At 69.1% G+C, this 16,904-nt stretch carries 10 protein-coding genes, 1 pseudogene and 1 riboswitch; of the genes and pseudogenes, 3 read left to right on the top strand and 8 right to left on the bottom strand.

Annotated features, from left to right (window positions below):
• Positions 1-3: 3 nt before the first annotated feature.
• From MNR01_RS08285 to thrA, 8 genes and pseudogenes are all read right to left on the bottom strand, one after another.
• The gene (locus MNR01_RS08285; RefSeq protein ID WP_241920428.1) at positions 4-969 is read right to left on the bottom strand and encodes an aminotransferase class IV; all 966 of its coding nucleotides are present in this window, start codon (positions 967-969) and stop codon (positions 4-6) included.
• Positions 960-1,196 carry an ACT domain-containing protein gene (locus tag MNR01_RS08280; protein ID WP_200608666.1) on the bottom strand — a complete coding sequence of 79 codons (237 nt, stop codon included), beginning with the start codon at positions 1,194-1,196 and terminating at the stop codon, positions 960-962. The genes MNR01_RS08285 and MNR01_RS08280 overlap by 10 nt, the downstream gene beginning before the upstream one ends.
• Positions 1,180-2,931: an acetolactate synthase 2 catalytic subunit gene (gene ilvG, locus MNR01_RS08275; RefSeq protein ID WP_241920427.1), complete on the bottom strand. Its 1,752-nt coding sequence runs from the start codon at positions 2,929-2,931 to the stop codon at positions 1,180-1,182. The genes MNR01_RS08280 and ilvG overlap by 17 nt, the downstream gene beginning before the upstream one ends.
• Positions 2,931-3,950 (bottom strand): annotated as a pseudogene (gene ilvC / locus MNR01_RS08270) (ketol-acid reductoisomerase); the annotation flags it as partial. The pseudogene ilvC and the gene ilvG, both read right to left, overlap by 1 nt.
• A gap of 105 nt (positions 3,951-4,055) precedes the next feature.
• A complete protein-coding gene (locus tag MNR01_RS08265; RefSeq protein ID WP_241920425.1) occupies positions 4,056-5,804 on the bottom strand; it encodes a dihydroxy-acid dehydratase in 1,749 nt (582 codons plus the stop codon).
• A 337-nt stretch (positions 5,805-6,141) separates the two neighbouring features.
• A complete protein-coding gene (thrC, locus tag MNR01_RS08260; protein WP_241920424.1) occupies positions 6,142-7,428 on the bottom strand; it encodes a threonine synthase in 1,287 nt (428 codons plus the stop codon).
• A gap of 81 nt (positions 7,429-7,509) precedes the next feature.
• Entirely contained in the window at positions 7,510-8,493 is a 984-nt protein-coding gene (locus MNR01_RS08255) for a homoserine kinase (protein WP_241920423.1), read from the bottom strand.
• Positions 8,490-11,084: a bifunctional aspartate kinase/homoserine dehydrogenase I gene (gene thrA, locus MNR01_RS08250; RefSeq protein WP_241920422.1), complete on the bottom strand. Its 2,595-nt coding sequence runs from the start codon at positions 11,082-11,084 to the stop codon at positions 8,490-8,492. The genes MNR01_RS08255 and thrA overlap by 4 nt, the downstream gene beginning before the upstream one ends.
• A gap of 327 nt (positions 11,085-11,411) precedes the next feature.
• A riboswitch (TPP riboswitch) is annotated at positions 11,412-11,513 on the top strand.
• A 50-nt stretch (positions 11,514-11,563) separates the two neighbouring features.
• On the opposite strand from thrA, the gene thiC reads away from it, so the two are divergent.
• From thiC to MNR01_RS08235, 3 genes are all read left to right on the top strand, one after another.
• The gene (gene thiC / locus MNR01_RS08245) at positions 11,564-13,441 is read left to right on the top strand and encodes a phosphomethylpyrimidine synthase ThiC (protein ID WP_241920421.1); all 1,878 of its coding nucleotides are present in this window, start codon (positions 11,564-11,566) and stop codon (positions 13,439-13,441) included.
• A gap of 86 nt (positions 13,442-13,527) precedes the next feature.
• Complete coding sequence (locus MNR01_RS08240; protein WP_241920420.1) at positions 13,528-14,205, top strand: potassium channel family protein; 678 nt, start codon at positions 13,528-13,530, stop codon at positions 14,203-14,205.
• 320 nt (positions 14,206-14,525) lie between these two features.
• A complete protein-coding gene (locus tag MNR01_RS08235) occupies positions 14,526-16,868 on the top strand; it encodes a winged helix-turn-helix domain-containing protein (RefSeq protein WP_241920419.1) in 2,343 nt (780 codons plus the stop codon).
• The last annotated feature ends 36 nt before the right edge of the window (positions 16,869-16,904 follow it).

The raw sequence follows: 16,904 nt of genomic DNA, 5'->3' as shown, positions 1-16,904 counted from the left end.
GCATCAGACCGTCGTCAGCCAGCCGGCATGCGCCGGCTCTTCGCCGCGGACGACGCGCGCGTACAGCGCCGACAGCTCGCGCGTGACCGGGTTGTCGCCGAACTCGCGGCGGTCGAGCACGCTGATCGGGGCCGTCTCGGCGGCCGTGCCGCAGACGAAGACCTCGTCGGCATCGAGCAGCTCGTGATGGGTGACCATGCGCGACTCCGCGCCGCTCAGCCTGATCAGCGTGTCGCGGGTGATGCCGGGCAGCGCATCGCGGTGCTCGACCGCGGTGACCTGGCCGTTGCGCACCATGAACACATTGGCGCCGGTGCATTCGACGACGTTGCCGTCCTCATCGACGAACAGCGCCTCGTCGAAGCCACGCGACTTGGCCTCGCGCTTGGCCAGGATCGAGTTGACATAGCCGCCGCACAGCTTCAGCGGCGGCAACGCGCTGGCCGGATTGCGACGCCACGGCGACACGGTCAGGCGGGTGCGGTCGCCGGCCAGGTGCACGCGCTGGGCCATCGTCGCGACCATGAAGTGCTGCGTCAGCTGCGAGACGTCCAATCCAATCGTGCCGGTGCCGAACCACGCCAGCGGGCGGATGTAAGCATCGCGATGGTCGTTGGCGCGCAGCGTCTCCAGCGTCGCCTCGAAGGCGCGCTCGACGTCGAAGTCCAGTCCGATCATCTCGGCACCCTTGCGCATGCGCTGCAGATGCTCGGGCAGGCGGAACACCGCGGCGCCATGGCGGGTGGCGTAGCTGCGGATGCCCTCGAACACGCCGGTGCCGTAGTGCATCGCGTGCGTGGTCAGCGGTGCCTGCAGCGAGTCGGCACTGGCCAGCTCGCCGTCGAACCAGAGCATCGGCGTCGTATCAGTCGGCGTCTGGCGGCGGCGCGCATCGTCGAGCATCGACAGCGGCATCGCCGTGTCGCGCTGGCGCGCCGTGGGTTGTGCTCCGGTAGCGGTCATTGACATGGCGACACCTCCACCGAGAGGCAGTCGTAAAGCTTGGCCAGCTGGGTCTGCAGGCTGGTGTCGGCGCGGTCGCCTTCGACGGTCAGGCGCAGGTACCAGCGGTCGCCGTCGGGCTGCGCTTCGCCGTCGACGGCGAGCGGGCGGAAGCCACGGCGTTCGGCGGCGCCCAGTACACGCGCCAGCGCGCCTTCGGCCTGGCGCAGGGTGAGATCAAGCTGGTATCGCATGGCGGGGATCCTCGGCGGTGGGGGTGGCAATGGCGGCGCGCGCGTCTGCGTCCGGGTCGTGTTCCGGGTCGAGCATCTGCGCGTTGTTGTGGTTGGGTGGGACCAGCGGCCACACGTTGGCGGCCTGGTCGATGGCCACGTGGAGCAGCGCCGGGCCGGGAGCGGCCAGTAGCTGTTGCAGCGCGGCCTCGACGCCGTCGGCGCGATCGACGTGCAGCGCCTGCACGCCGAAGGCGGCGGCAACGGCGACGAAGTCGGGGTTGTCGGACAGGTCGATCTCGGAATAGCGGCGCTCGAAGAACAGTTCCTGCCACTGCCGGACCATGCCCAGGGCCTGGTTGTCGAGCAGCACGATCTTCACCGGCAGGCCGTAGCGCCGCAGCGTCGCCAGCTCCTGCACGTTCATCAGGAACGAGCCGTCGCCGCTCACGCACACGACCTGCACCGAGGGATCCTGCATCTGCGCGCCGATCGCCGCCGGCAGGCCGAAGCCCATCGCGCCCAGTGCACCGCTGGTCAGGTGCTGGCGCGGGTCCTTCATGCGCCAGTGCTGGGCAACCCACATCTGGTGCTGGCCGACATCGCAGGCGACGACGGCATTGGGCGCCAGCTCAGACAGGCGCTTGAGCAGCGACGGTGCGTACACGGTTTCGCCGGGGGCGTCGTAACGCGCGGCGAATTCGCGTGCGCGCTGCTGGCAGGTCGCGCGCCAGGCACGGCGGGCGATGCCGTTGCGGCCGTGCAGGTGCGCCGCGCACGGCAGCGTCAATGCGGTCAGGGTGGTGCGGATGTCGCCGCGAACGCCGACATCGGCGTGACGCAGCTTGCCGATTTCGCAGGCGTCCAGGTCCATGTGGACGACGCGTGCGTTCGGCGCGAACTCGGCCAGCTTGCCGGTGGCGCGGTCGTCGAAGCGCGCGCCGACGACGATCAGCAGGTCGGCTTCCTGCACGGCCAGGTTGGCGGCGCGGCTGCCGTGCATGCCGAGCATGCCCAGGTTGAGGGCGTGCGCCGACGGCAGCGCACCCAGGCCCTTCAGCGTCAGCACGGTCGGGATCTGGGTGGCATCGACGAAGGTGCGGAACGCCGCCACGCAATCGCCGAGCGCGATGCCGCCACCGCCATAGACCAGCGGTCGCTGCGCCTGCGAGATCAATGCCAGCGCCGCATGCAGCGAGGCATCGATCGGGGCGGGCACGTCATCGATCTGTGCCGGCACATGCGCCGGCAACTGTGAGGCATCGCCGAACTGCACATCCTTGGGCAGGTCGATCAGGACCGGGCCGGGACGGCCGGAGCGGGCGATGCGGAAGGCTTCGGCGACCATGCGCGGCAGGTCCTCGATCCGCCGCGGCAGGAAGCTGTGCTTGACGATCGGCATGGTCATGCCGAACACGTCCAGCTCCTGGAAGGCATCGGTCCCCATCAGCGCCGTCGGCACCTGGCCGGTGATGACCACCATCGGCACCGAGTCGAGCATCGCATCGGCGATGCCCGTCACCAGGTTCGAGGCGCCCGGGCCGGAGGTGGCGACGCATACGCCGACGCGCCCGCTTGCTCGTGCGTAGCCATTGGCCGCGAATGCCGCGCCCTGTTCGTGGCGGACCAGCACATGGCGCAGGTCCGAACCGTGCAGGGCATCGTAGAAGGGCATGATCGCGCCGCCCGGATAGCCGAAGAGCGTGTCGACGCCTTCGGCCACCAGAGCCTGCACCAGCCAGCGGGCACCGTTCATCACGCGGCCTCGGTCTGCGCCGGACGCGCCGCGGTGGCCGCTGCCGGTTGCTGCGCGGACGCGCCCAGCCACTTCATGTTGGCGCGCAGCTTCTTGCCGACCGCTTCGATCGGGTGGTCGAGGTCGGCCTGCTTGAGCGCCTTGTAGTTGGCATTGCCGGCGGCGTACTCGGCGATCCACTGGCGCGCGAACGTGCCGTCCTGGATCTCGGTCAGCACCTTCTTCATCTGCGCGCGGGTGTTGTCGTCGACGACGTAGTTGCCGCGGGTCAGCGCGCCGTACTGCGCGGTTTCGCTGATGAACTCGTGCATGCGGGTGATGCCGCCCTCGTAGAACAGGTCGACGATCAGCTTCAGTTCGTGCAGGCACTCGTAGTAGGCCACCTCGGGTTGGTAGCCGGCCTCGACCAGCGTTTCCCAGCCGGCCTGGACCAGCTTGGTCGCGCCGCCGCAGAGCACGGCCTGCTCGCCGAACAGGTCGGTCTCGGTTTCTTCCTTGAAGGTGGTCTGGATGGCGTTCTGGCGGGCACCACCGATACCGGCGCAATAGGTCAGCGCGAGCTGTTCGGCATTGCCGCTGCGGTCCTGGTGGACGGCGTAGACCGACGGCACGCCGCGGCCGATCTCGTACTCGCGACGCACCAGCGCGCCCGGACCCTTCGGCGCGACCAGCACGACATCGAGGTCTTCGCGCGGCGTGATCTGGCCGTAGTGGACGTTGAAGCCATGCGCGAACAGCAGGCAGGCGCCCGGCGCGATGTTCGGCTCGATCACTTCGCCGTAGAGCTGCGGCTGGACCATGTCGGGAGTGAGCACGGCGACCAGCTGTGCGTTCCTGACGGCCTCGGCCGGCGTGGTGACGGTGAAGCCGTCGGCCTTGGCCTTTATTTCGGTCGGGCCGCCCGGTCGCAGGCCGATGGTGACGTCGAAGCCGGAGTCGCGCAGGTTCAGTGCATGGGCGCGGCCCTGGCTGCCGTAACCGACGATGGCGACGCGGGGTTTGGAGCTGGTGGTCATTGCAAAGTCCTTGTGGTGTTCGAAGCGGGAGTAGGAACAGGGGCGTACGACTTCAGGTGGAGAACGTCAGGTGGGAGACGTCAGATGGAAAACGTCAGATGGAAAACGTCAGGCGATCGCGGGCTCGCGTGGCCCGGTGGTCTTGCTGGTGTCCGTGTCGACCAGCGCGCTGGCGATGCGGCGGTCATCGAGCGGACCCGGCGCGGTGACGGCGCCGCGCGAGGCGGAACTGACCGCGCGCGCGTACTTGGCCAGCACGCCGGTGGTGACGCGCGGGGCGATGCGGGCAGCGGTGCGCGTCGACAGGTCGGCATCGACATCGATGCGGCGCGTGCCGACATCGATCCGCACGCGGTCGCCTTCGCGCAGCTTTGCGATCGGGCCGCCGTGCGCGGCCTCGGGCGAGATGTGGCCGACCATGAAGCCGTGGGTGGCGCCGCTGAAGCGGCCATCGGTGATCAGGGCGACGTCGTTGCCCAGGCCCTGGCCGACCAGCGCCGCGGTGACCGCGAGCATTTCGCGCATCCCGGGGCCACCGGCGGGGCCTTCGAAGCGGATCACCACGACGTCGCCGGCATTGACCTGGCGCGACTGCACCGCCGCGAACGCCGCTTCCTCGGAATCGAACACGCGCGCGGTGCCTTCGAAGTGCTCGCGGCCGTGGCCGGCGAGCTTGACGATGCAGCCTTCGGGGGCGAGGTCGCCGTAGAGGATCGAGTAGCCGCCGCGCGGCTTGATCGGATCGTGCACCGGGCGGACGACGTCCTGGTGCGCCGGTGTGGGAACCTCATCGAGTTCGCTGAAGAACGAGCGGCCGGTGACGGTGGCGATGTCTTCGATCAGGCCGGCTGCACGCAGCTCGCGCGCGACCAGCGCGGTGCCGCCCTGTTCGAACATCTCCGCGGCGGTGTAGCGGCCGCCGGGCTTGAGGTCGGCGATGACCGGCGTCGTCCGCGCGGCGGCCTCGAACTCTTCCAGGTCGAAGGCGACGCCGGCTTCGTGGGCGATCGCCAGCAGGTGCAGGGCAGCGTTGGTGGAACCGGCAGTGGCCGAGACCGCGCGGGCCGCGTTGCGCAACGCGGCTGGGGAGAGGATGTCGCGCGGTCCCGGCCCGCCGTTGCGCAACAGGTCCATCACCCGCGCGCCGCAGGACCGGGCGGCGGCGGGCTTGTCGGCGTGGATCGCCGGGATGTCGTTCAACTGCAGCGGCGACAGGCCGAGGAAGGTCAGCACCATCGCCATCGTGTTGGCGGTGAACTGGCCGCCGCAGGCGCCGGCGCCAGGGCAGGCATGGGATTCGATGCGGTGCAGCTCGGCGTCGTCGATGCGCCCGGCGGAGTGTGCGCCGACCGCCTCGAAGACGTCCTGCACGGTGAGGGCACGGGCGGTTTCGCCCTGCCTGGACGGGCAGTGGCCGGGCATGATCGTGCCGCCGTAGAGGATCACCGTCGGGATATCCAGGCGCGCCGCCGCCATCGCAGCGGCCGGGATGGTCTTGTCGCAGCCGACCAGCAGCACCATCGCGTCGAGGCAGTGGCCGTTGACCGCCAGCTCGATCGAGTCGGCGATGGTCTCGCGCGAGGCCAGTGAGCAACGCATGCCGTCGGAGCCCATCGCGATGCCGTCGGTGACGGCGATCGTGTTGAACTCGATCGGTGTGCCGCCGTTGTCGATCACGCCCCGGCGCACGTCCTGGGCGAGGTCGCGCAGGGTGAAATTGCACGGCGACACGTCCGACCAGGTGTGGACGACGGCGACCAGCGGTCTGGCGATCGCGGCGTCGTCCAGGCCGGTGGCGCGCAGCATCGCGCGTGCCGGTGCATGTGCGGGGCCTTGCTTGATGGCGTTGCTTCTCACGTACTGGCTTCCTTGGTGGAAACCAGGCCCGCAAAAACAAAAACCCCGCGCCGTTTCGGGCGCGGGGTCTTTGTGTTTCAGACCTGGGTGGTGTGGTGTTGCTTACACGAACCCGTACCCCGCGCTGGCATGCCCGGTAATAAGTACGAGTACAAGAATGAGTGCCGCCGATGCGGTCAGGGTCAACGCAAGTCGCAGCGCCTCGGCCGTGCCTTGCGGCCGGGCCTGTGCGGTCTGCGGGTGGTTGTTGCGCTGCGTCATGGAAACGAGGGAAACATGCCCGGCACGGGCATGTCAACAGTTTCGTATGAAACGGCGCGGGCCTGCGACGGGCTCCTCATCTCCCCGCCAGGCGCTCGCGCAACGCCGCGTAGTCGGCTGCCATGGGCTCTGCGAAGGCCGGCCACGACAGCGTCTGCGCCAACGCCGGCGGCGGCTCGACGGCATGGCCGACGAGCGGTTCGACGATGCTTTCGAACTTGGCCGGGTGGGCCGTGGCCACGACCGCCCAGGGGCGGCGATCGCCTTGTGCACGCAGCTGCTCGAGCACATGCAGGCCGGTGGCGGTGTGCGGGCAGGGCACGATGCCATGGCGCCGGGGCGCTTCGCGGATCGTGGTGGTGATGGTGGCGTCGTCGACCGCGAATGCCTTGAGGGCGTGGCGCAGCTGTGCGTCGTCGTCGTGCCAGTAGCGCAGTCGCTCGAAGTTGCTGGGCGCGCCGACATCCATGGCGTTGGCCAGCGTCGCGCGCGTGGCCTGCGGCGCATAGTCGCCCCCGGCGAAGTAACGCGGCAGCACGTCGTTGGCATTGCTGGCCAGGACCAGCTCGCCGACCGGCAGGCCCATGCGCCTTGCGAGGAAGGCCGCGCAGGCATTGCCGAGGTTGCCGGTGGGAACGATGAAGTTCAGCGGCTGGCCGTGCTCCGGGAAGAACCTCAACGCCGCGTGCGCGTAGTAGCCCACCTGCGGCAGCAGGCGCCCCAGGCTGATGCTGTTGGCGGAGCTGAGCGACATCGACTGCCGCAGCGCTTCGTCCGACAGCGCCTGCTTGGCCAGCCGCTGGCAGTCATCGAAACTGCCGGCGACGCGATAGGTGCGCACGTTGTCGCCCCAGCACTCCAGGCCATGCGCCTGGCGCGGCGAGACGCGGCCTTCGGGGTAGAGGATCACCACTTCAAAGCCCGGCCGGCGATGGAAGGCGGCCGCCACCGCTGCGCCCGTGTCGCCCGAAGTCGCCACGAGAATGGTCGTCGTCGGCGCGTCTTGCGGGCGCAATCGCGCCAGCGACTCGGCGAGGAAGCGCGCGGCATAGTCCTTGAAGGCGGCGGTCGGCCCGTGGAACAGCTCGAGCAGATGGTCGCCCTCGCCGGACATCGCGCGCAGCGGGGCAGGGAAGGAATAGGCGTGTTCGCAGATCGTCGCGAGCGAATCGCGCAGCGACGAGTCGTCGAACCAGGGGGCCAGGACCGCGTGCGCCGTGTCGGCGAGCGTTGCCACCGGGTGCAGGTCCAGCGTCGGGATGCGCTCGGGCACGTAGAGGCCACCGTCGGGAGCGAGTCCGGCGACGAGGGCCTGGTCGATCGAAGTGGGGGGCGTGTTGCCGCGGGTGCTGGTGAAGTTCATCGGAAGTGATCAGTAATCTGGTTCTGGTTCGTCATTCCCGCGAAGGCGGGAATGACGGGTATCGGTTCGGGCCGATTGCGTTCAGGGCGACGCAATCACATCCGCCCGCGGCCCCGCTACCGGCGTGACATACGCGCGCGAGCCATACCCCGCCTGCGCGAACGCCGCCTGCATCGCCGGCGCCGCCGCTTCGGCCTCGGCCTCCGATGCGAACCACGCGAACGTGCTCGGCCCGGCGCCGGAGATGCTCGCGCCCAATGCCCCGTGTTCCAGCGCTGCGGCCTTGGCCTCGACGAAGCCCGGAATCAGCGGCGCGCGGCGCGGCTCGACCAGCAGGTCGTGCAGGCCTTCGCGCAGCAGCGACGTATCGCCACGCTGCAACCCGGTCAGGAACAGCGCCAGGTGCGAGCTCTGCTCGACCACCAGTGACAATGGGTACGGATCGGCCAGCACGGCGCGCGCGCGACGCGTCTCCAGCACCTGGTCGGGATGCACCACCACCGCGTGCAGCCACGGCGGAACCGCCAGCGGAATCATGCGCGTGGCCGTGGCCATGACCACGCCACCGAGCAGCATCGGCGCGACGTTGTCGCCATGGCGGCTGCCACTCGACACCGACTCACCGTCGAGGGCGAACGCGTACAGCGCCTCGCGCGGCAGCGGGACATCGAGCAGTGCGTTCGCGGCGACCAGCGCGGCAACGCACGATGCGGCCGATCCGCCAAGACCGGATCCAAGCGGAATGCCCTTCTCCAGTTCCAGCTCGAAACCGAAGTCGAGGCCGAGTGCGGCACGCAGGGAAATCAGCGCCTGGCCGGCGGTATTGCGCGCCGCCTCCAGCGGCAGCGCATCGGCGCCGGCGACATCGCCGTGGATCGCCACGATCCGGACGTCCGGTTGCGCGATGCGGCGCACCACGGCGACATCGCGCACGCCGGCGATGGAATGGCCGAGCAGGTCGAAGCCGACGCCGATGTTGCCGACGCTGCCGGGCGCGAACGCACGACACTGCAGGCGATTGCCGTGCGCGGCGGCATCCGACGGCGCCTCGATGTCGACGCTCATGTGTTCGCCTCGACCGGCACGCCGGCATGCAGCAGCGGCATCCCGCACGGCGAACCCAGTGACTGCGCGATCGCCAGCACATCGCCGAACACGCCGGCGGCGGTGACATCGGGACCCGCGCCCGGGCCCTGCACGACCAGCGGGTTGTCGGCATAGCGGCGGGTGCTGAACTGCACCAGGTTGTCGGTGAGGCGGGTATGGCAGCAGGCGTGATCGCGCGGCAGGGCGACCACGCCGACGCTGGCGCGACCGTCGCGGTCGAGGCGGGCGAGATGGCGCAGGGCGCGCTGCTGCGCGTCGGCCTCGCGATAGCGCGCCAGCATCGGGACATCCATTTCATCGAGGCGGGCCAGGAACTCGTCCCGGCTGACCGCGCGCAGTGCCTGTGGCACCAGGTTCTCCACTTCCACATCCTCCAGCGACAGCACGCGACCGGCTTCGCGCGCCAGGATCACCAGTTTGCGCGCGACATCGAGGCCGGACAGGTCGTCGCGCGGATCGGGTTCGGTATAGCCCAGCGACTGCGCCTCGCGGACCAGCTGCGAGAACGGCACGCTGCCGTCGAAACGGTTGAACAGCCACGCCAGTGTGCCCGAGAGCATGCCGTCGATGCCGGACAGCTCGTCACCGGTGTCGAGCAGGTTGCGCAGCGTCAGCATCACCGGCAGGCCGGCGCCGACCGTGGCCTCGTAGCGGAAGCGCCCGCCACCGCTGCGGCTGGCGTCCTGGATCGCGCTGTAGTGGGCCCAGTCGCCGCTGCCGGCGTGCTTGTTGGGTGTCACGACGTGGATGCCGGCGGCGAGCCAGCGCGGGTACAGCGCGGCAACGGCCGGACTGGCGCTGCAGTCGACGATCAGCGCATGCGGCAGGTGTTCGCCGCGGACATGGCTGGCGAACCGCTCCAGGTCGACGGGCTCGGCGGCGCCGACCTCCAGGCGGGCGACCGCGTCCGCCGGCTCGATGCCGCGCTCGTCCAGGTGCATCGTGCGGCTGTTGGCGAGTGCGCGCAGGCGCAGGTCCAGGCCGGAGCGCTTGCGCAGCTGCGGCAGGGCCGCCGACAACTGCGCCAACAACGCCCGCCCGACCTGGCCCGGACCAATCACGCCGACCGACAGGCTCTGCGGCGACAGCCAGAACGCCGCGTGCGCGGCGCGTAGCGCCCGCGTGGCGTCCTTCTCGCCGATGGCGACGGAGATGTTCCGCTCGCCCGCGCCCTGCGCGATGGCGCGTGCATTCACCCGCGCCTGCGCCAGTCCGCCCAGCAGGCGCGCGGCAACGCCGGGCGTGCCGACCATGCCGTCGCCGACCGCGGCCAGCACGGCGATTCCATCGGTCAGGGTCACGCCCTGCGCCTGGCTGTCGGCGATGGCATCGGCGAATGCGGCGGCGACCGCATCGCGTGCGCGCTGCGCCTGGTCGGCGCGCACCACGCAGCAGATCGAGTGCTCGGAGGACCCCTGCGAGATCATCGTCACCGACACGCCGGCGCCGCGCAGCGCGCCGAACAGGCGCTCGGCGGCACCGGGCACGCCGACCATGCCGTTGCCGACCAGTTCGATGATGGCCATGTCGCGCACCAGGCTCAGGCCTTTCACCGGTGCGCCGTCGGGATCGCTCTTCGGGCTGATCAGCGTGCCCGGCAGCTGCGGCCGGCGGGTGTTGCGGATCCACAGCGGAATGCCGCGCTCCTGCACCGGCGCCAGCGTCTGCGGGTGCAGCACCTTGGCGCCGAAGTAGGCCAGCTCGCAGGCTTCCGCGTACGACATCGACGGCAGGCAGACGGCTTCGGGCACCAGTCGCGGGTCGGCTGAAAGCACGCCGTCGACGTCGGTCCAGATCGTCAATGCATCGGCATCGAAGAGGTTGGCGAAGATCGCCGCGGAGTAGTCGCTGCCATTGCGGCCGAGCGTGGTGGCGCGCCCCTGCGCGTCGCGTGCGACGAAACCGGTGACGACAACGTGGCCCCGTCCGTGCTGCGCGCGCCAGTCGGCCAGTCGCGCGCGGCTGGCGGGCCAGTCCACCGCCATGCCCATTTCACCCGGATGCACCACCAGCACGTCGCGCGCATCCAGCCGCAGCCAACCCGGCGCCAACTTGGCGAGTGCAGCGTGCATCAATCGCGATGACCAGACTTCTCCCCATCCGGGCAGCGACACCGCGAGTGCTTCGGCGTCGCGGCCATCGCCGGCAATCGCGGCGAGCTCGCCGCGAACCGACCCGAATTCCTCGTCCAGTGCCGACTGCAGCGTCTGCGTGCCGTCGCCATCGAGCGCATCGGCGGCGGCACGGTGCCGCTGTCGCAACGCATCCCAGGCCGGTGCCCAGTCCTGGCCGGCGCGGGCAGCGGCGACCAGGGCGATCAGGGCATCGGTGACGCCCTGCATGGCCGACACGACCACGACACGGGTGCTGGCCTGGTCATCGAGCAGGCCGGCCGCAACGCGGTACAGCCCGGCGTCGGCGAGGCTGCTGCCGCCGAACTTGTGGACGTGGCACTGCACGGCGCACTTGCCGCGGTTGCGTTCGTCAGGGTCGCGTTCGTTGAGGTCGCGTTTCTTGCGATCGGGTGGTGCGGCATCGGCGGAAGGCATGGCTCGGGCTCCTTGTGGGCCCCGCTTCCGGTCCGGGTGCACACCTGCGCACCCGGGTCGGGTGCGGAGGCGTGGTCTGGTTCAGCTGGACACGCCCGTCCGCACCCCGAAAGGAGTGGTACCGGTACCAGTGGTAATCGCAATGGCCATGACGGCTACGGCCCGGTCCAGGACCGGGGTTTGCAGCGTCTGCGGCGGCATGTTGCGATGCGTCATGGAGACGAGAGAACCACGCCGTTTCCGTGGCTGTCAACAGTTGCAAACGAAACCTGCGCCGGCGTCCGGCCGGCCAATGCTGGCCCGAGTGGCCTGCGCGTGGTCAAATGCACACTGAAGCGGGGGTACCTGCGCCAGGTGGCGCCGGTTGAGACAGACCCTTCGAACCTGATGCGGTTGAGACCGCCGTAGGGAAGCTTCGCGACACCGCCACGGCCGCGGTGCGCGCCGCCGCTTCGTCCCGCCCCCTCCGGACGAACGCCATGAATGCAGTCCCCTCCGAACTGATCCGCCAGGCCGAGCAGCTCTCTGCCGACGTCACCCGTCCGATTCCGGGCTCGCACAAGATCCACGTCGAGGGCTCGCGCCCCGACATCCGCGTGCCGATGCGCGAAATCGCGCTGGCGCGCACGCCGACCATGTTCGGCGGCGAAGACAACGCGCCGCTGGCGGTGTACGACACGTCCGGTGCCTACACCGACAGCAACGCCGTGATCGACCTCGCCCAGGGCCTGGCGCCGCTGCGCGCGCAGTGGATCGCCGAGCGCGGCGACACCGAAGCGCTCACTGGCCTGTCGTCGGAGTTCGGTCGCAAGCGCGAGCACGATCCCAAGCTCGATGCCGTGCGCTTCGGCAACCGCCCGCTGCCGCGCCGCGCGATCGCCGGTGCCAACGTCACCCAGATGCACTATGCGCGCCGCGGCATCGTCACCCCGGAGATGGAGTTCATCGCGATCCGCGAGAACCAGCGCCTGGAGTCGATCCGCGAGGCGCACCTGCTGCGCCAGCACGCCGGCGAAACGTTCGGGGCGAACATCCAGAAGATCATCACCCCGGAATTCGTGCGCGACGAAGTCGCCCGCGGCCGCGCCATCATCCCCAACAACATCAACCACCCGGAAAGCGAGCCGATGATCATCGGCCGCAACTTCCTGACCAAGGTCAATGCCAACATCGGCAATTCGGCGGTGTCGTCCGGCATTGCCGAAGAAGTCGAGAAGCTGGTGTGGTCGATGCGCTGGGGCGCCGACACGGTCATGGACCTGTCGACCGGCAAGCACATCCATGAGACGCGCGAGTGGATCATCCGCAACTCGCCGGTGCCGATCGGCACCGTGCCGATCTACCAGGCGCTGGAAAAGGTCGACGGCCGTGCCGAAGAGCTGACCTGGGACATCTTCCGCGACACCCTGATCGAGCAGGCAGAGCAGGGCGTGGACTACTTCACCATCCATGCCGGCGTGCTGCTGCGCTATGTGCCGCTGACCGCCAAGCGCGTCACCGGCATCGTTTCGCGCGGCGGTTCGATCCTGGCCAAGTGGTGCCTGGCGCACCACAAGGAAAATTTCCTCTACACGCACTTCGAGGACATCTGCGAAATCATGAAGGCGTATGACGTCGCCTTCTCGCTCGGCGATGGCCTGCGTCCGGGTTCGATTGCCGATGCCAACGACGCCGCCCAGTTCGGCGAGCTCGAGACGCTCGGAGAGCTGACCAGAATTGCGTGGAAGCACGACGTCCAGACCATGATCGAAGGCCCCGGCCACGTGCCGATGCAGCTGATCAAGGAAAACATGGAAAAGCAGTTGCGCGAGTGCGGCGAAGCGCCGTTCTACACACTCGGCCCGCTGACCACCGACATCGCACCGGGCTACGACCACATCACCAGCGCGATCGGTGCGGCGATGATCGGCTGGTTCGGCACGGCGATGCTGTGCTACGTCACGCCGAAGGAGCACCTGGGCCTGCCCAACAAGTACGACGTGCGCGAAGGCTTGATGGCCTACAAGATCGCCGCCCATGCCGCCGACCTGGCCAAGGGTCATCCGGGTGCACAGGCGCGTGACAACGCGATGAGCAAGGCGCGCTTCGAGTTCCGCTGGGAGGACCAGTTCAACCTCGGCCTCGATCCGGAGCGTGCCCGCGAGTACCACGATGAGACGCTGCCCAAGGACGCGCACAAGGTCGCCCACTTCTGTTCGATGTGCGGGCCGCACTTCTGTTCGATGAAGATCACCCAGGACGTGCGCGACTACGCCAAGGAGCACGGCGTGGACGAACAGGCCGCACTGGATGAAGGCATGGCCGAGAAGTCGGCCGAGTTCCTCGCCCAGGGCGCGCAGGTCTACCACAAGGCCTGATCGCCGTCGCAACCGTGCCGCCATGACGCGATGGCGGCGCGGATTGGGCTACGCTCTGCCGCATTCACACGGAAGGGCTGGGCGAGATGGGCGAGACCCGCATAGGTTGGCTGCGCTGGCGCGTGAAGGCGCGACGCAATCCATCGGCGTTCCTGCTCGCCGCGCAGCTGCTGAGCCTGGTGCTGTACCCGCTGTTCGACGAGATGCGTTCCGGTCGCGTGCTGTTCGGCGCGTTCGGCGTGGTGGTGATGGTGCTGGCCGTGCTGGTGGTCAACAACAGCCCGGCCAAGACCTGGATCGCGTGCGTGCTGGCGGCGCCTGCATTGCTGCTGTCGGTGGTTGCCGTCGTCATCGACGACCATTCGCTGGTCACCATCTCGGCCGCGCTGGAAGCGCTGCTGTATCTCTACGCCGCGTGCAGCCTGATCGCCTACATGCTGGGCGACCACAAGGTCACCACGGACGAGCTGTTCGCCGCCGGCGCGACGTTTACCCTGCTGGCCTGGGGCTTCGCCTACGTCTACTTCGTCTGCCAGGCGCTGTATCCGGGGAGTTTCACCGGTGCGGTCAACCCCGGCCAGCCGCGGCCCTGGCTCGAGCTGCTGTTCCTGAGCTTCACCACGCTGTCGGCTACCGGGCTGGGCGACATCCTGCCGCTGTCATCGCAGGCGAGGGTGCTGGTGATGCTGGAGCAGTTTGCCGGCGTGGCCTATATCGCCGTGGTGGTGTCGCGGTTGATCGGGCTGACGATTTTGCGGAAGTAGTGGGGCGGGCTCTGGTGCGGGCGCCCCGGGTGCGCTGCGCTTACCCGGTCTACGTGCAGCTACGGGTATGGGCATTGGCACGGGCAAAAAAATCGCGCCGAAGCGCGAATTCTGGAACAGAGATTTCTGTAATACGTCGGCGAGAGAGGGCCTGGAGCCACCCCGGATGAACGGGGTTAAGCCTTTCAGACGGTAGAATGGTCACCTGAGCAGCGCTTTCCCCTACGCGCCCGGGCTGTTTGCCGCATCGGTCGATTCGATGGATTCGGACCGAACGGCACATGACGGCTGTTCAGCTTGCTGTTCACCATTTCGGATCCATGCCCCGACCCACCGAGCCAATATCGCTGACACCGCCGTCCGACCGGATGCGCGTGGGCGATTGTCTGGTGGATGTGCCACTGCGGGAGATCCGTGCGCCGGGCAAACGCCGGCCGCTGCGCATCACGCCCAAGTCGATGGCGGTGCTGCTGGTTCTCATCGAGCAGGCCGGGCGCGTTGTCAGCCGCGATGCGCTGATGGCCGAAGTCTGGCCCGATACGCTGCCGACCAATGATGTGGTCACGCAGGCCATCACCCAGCTGCGCAAGGCCTTCGACGACGAGCGCGGCAATCCGCGTTACATCGAGACCATCGCCAAGAACGGCTACCGCCTGCTGGCGCCGGTGGAATGGCTGTACTCGCCGCAGGACCCGGCATCGGAGCCGGCGCAGGACGAGCGCTGGGCCGATCCGTCGCGAACGACCTCCAAATATCCGGCGATAGCGCCGGCCGATCCGAGCGAACCGCTGTCGCCGGTGCCATTCCCGGCGACGAGCATGCCGCGCGGCAACTGGCGTTCGATCGCTGCGGTCGTGTGCACGGTGGCGGTGCTGGTTTCGGCGCTGCTGGCCTGGGCGCTGGTTCGCGGTGGCGATGCGGCCCGCAACAATGCCGCGCCGCTGGCGCCCTCGATCTCGCATGGCCTGCGCAGCGAGCGGCCGTACCGGCTGATCACCTCGATGCCGGGGTTCGAACTGGCGCCGACCCTGTCGCCCGATGCCGGGATGGTCGCCTACGTGGCCATTCCCGAAGGCCAGCGCGGCACCTCGATCATGGTGCAGACCACCGAGCAGACCCAGCCACGACTGCTGACCCGGCCGCCTGCAGGCGCCGACGACAGCGCGCCGGCCTGGTCGCCGGACGGTCGCTGGGTCGCCTTCATCCGCATCGCCGGAACCGCCTGCAGCATTCGCGTGGTCACCCCCAATGCCCGCGGCGAGCACGAGGTCGGCGACTGCGACTACCGCAGCCCGCCGACGTTCGACTGGACGCCTGACGGCAACGGCCTGCTGTTCGGCGGCATGCCCGGCGACCGCGGCAGCCTCGGCTTGCGCCTGCTCGACCTCGACAGCGGCGACTGGCGTGAAATCGTCTACGACCACGATTCCGACGACCTCGACTCGTCGCCGCGTTATTCGCCGGACGGAAAGTGGATCGTGTTCGTGCGCAACGCGCCGCTGGGCGACTTCTGGCGGATTCCCGCCAGCGGCGGCAAGGCCGAGCGCCTCAGCCACCTGCGCGCCGACACCAAGGGTTGGGACTGGCTGCCCAGCGGACAGGCGCTGTTGTTCAGCGTGATGATCGACGGCGACTACCGCATGTTCCGGCTCGACACCGGGACCGGCGAGGTCCGCTCGATGGGTCTGGACGATGCGCAGTCGCCGGTGACGGCGCTGGGCCGCCGGGCCATGGCCTTCGTCCAGCGCCGGCCGTACTTTGGCCTGTACCGGGTGGCGCTGGGCCCACCGGGGCAGGGCAGCGTGCATGTGGTCGAGCCGCTGTTCGCCTCGACCTCGCGCGACGTGCTTCCGACGATCGCCCCCGATGGCCGCCAGCTCGCCTTCATTTCCGACCGCTCCGGGGCCGGTGGCCTGTGGTGGGGCGATCTGACCCAGCCCGACACGCTGCGCATGATGAGTGGCGTCCGCCCGGGCTCGCGCTACGCACCGGCCTGGTCGGGCGATAGTCAGCGCTTGTTGGTAACCGGTGTCGATGGCGACGGCCACGGCGTCCTCCAGGAGGTCTCGCCGGCCAGTGGCCGGGTCGTCCGCCTCGACGTGCCCGAGCCGGACCCGCTCCAGGGCCAGTACACCCCCGACCCGAAGCGGCTGCTGGTGCTGTCGGCCAACAACGACGGCCACCCGCAGCTGCGCCTGTACGACCGCAGCCGGAAACCCTGGCGGTCGCTGGCCCGGATCTCCGGCGTCTCCAACTACAAGGTCGACGCCGAACGCCAGCGGGTCCTGTTCACCCGCCTGACCGAGGGCGGCCTGTGGCAGGCAGACCTGGACCTGACGGCCGCCAGCGTCACCCGGATCGACGCCTCGGAGCCGACCTCCGACCGCTATCGCCTGTGGGCGGTCGCCCCCGATGGCGAGGTCCGCTACCTCGAGCAACTGCAGGGCTGCGCGGCCAGCCTGCGCCGGATCCTGCCGGTCGGAGCCGACGCCCCGGCCAGCTGCATGGACCAGACACGACGCTCCGCGGTCAACGGTTTCAGCCTCGGCGGCCCGCGCGGAGATGTGGCGTACGTCGCACTTATAGAATGGGACGGTGCCGATATCGGTTACATGGAACTCCCGGAAGAACCGAAAGCCTTTGTCCCTGGCTGGATCAACTGATTGATACAGAAAGGAAAGTTCCTTTCGGAACTCCTT

Origin of the sequence: Lysobacter sp. S4-A87, assembly GCF_022637455.1 — a bacterium.
Lineage (GTDB): Bacteria > Pseudomonadota > Gammaproteobacteria > Xanthomonadales > Xanthomonadaceae > Lysobacter_J.
This window is presented reverse-complemented; position numbering and strand designations above follow the sequence as displayed.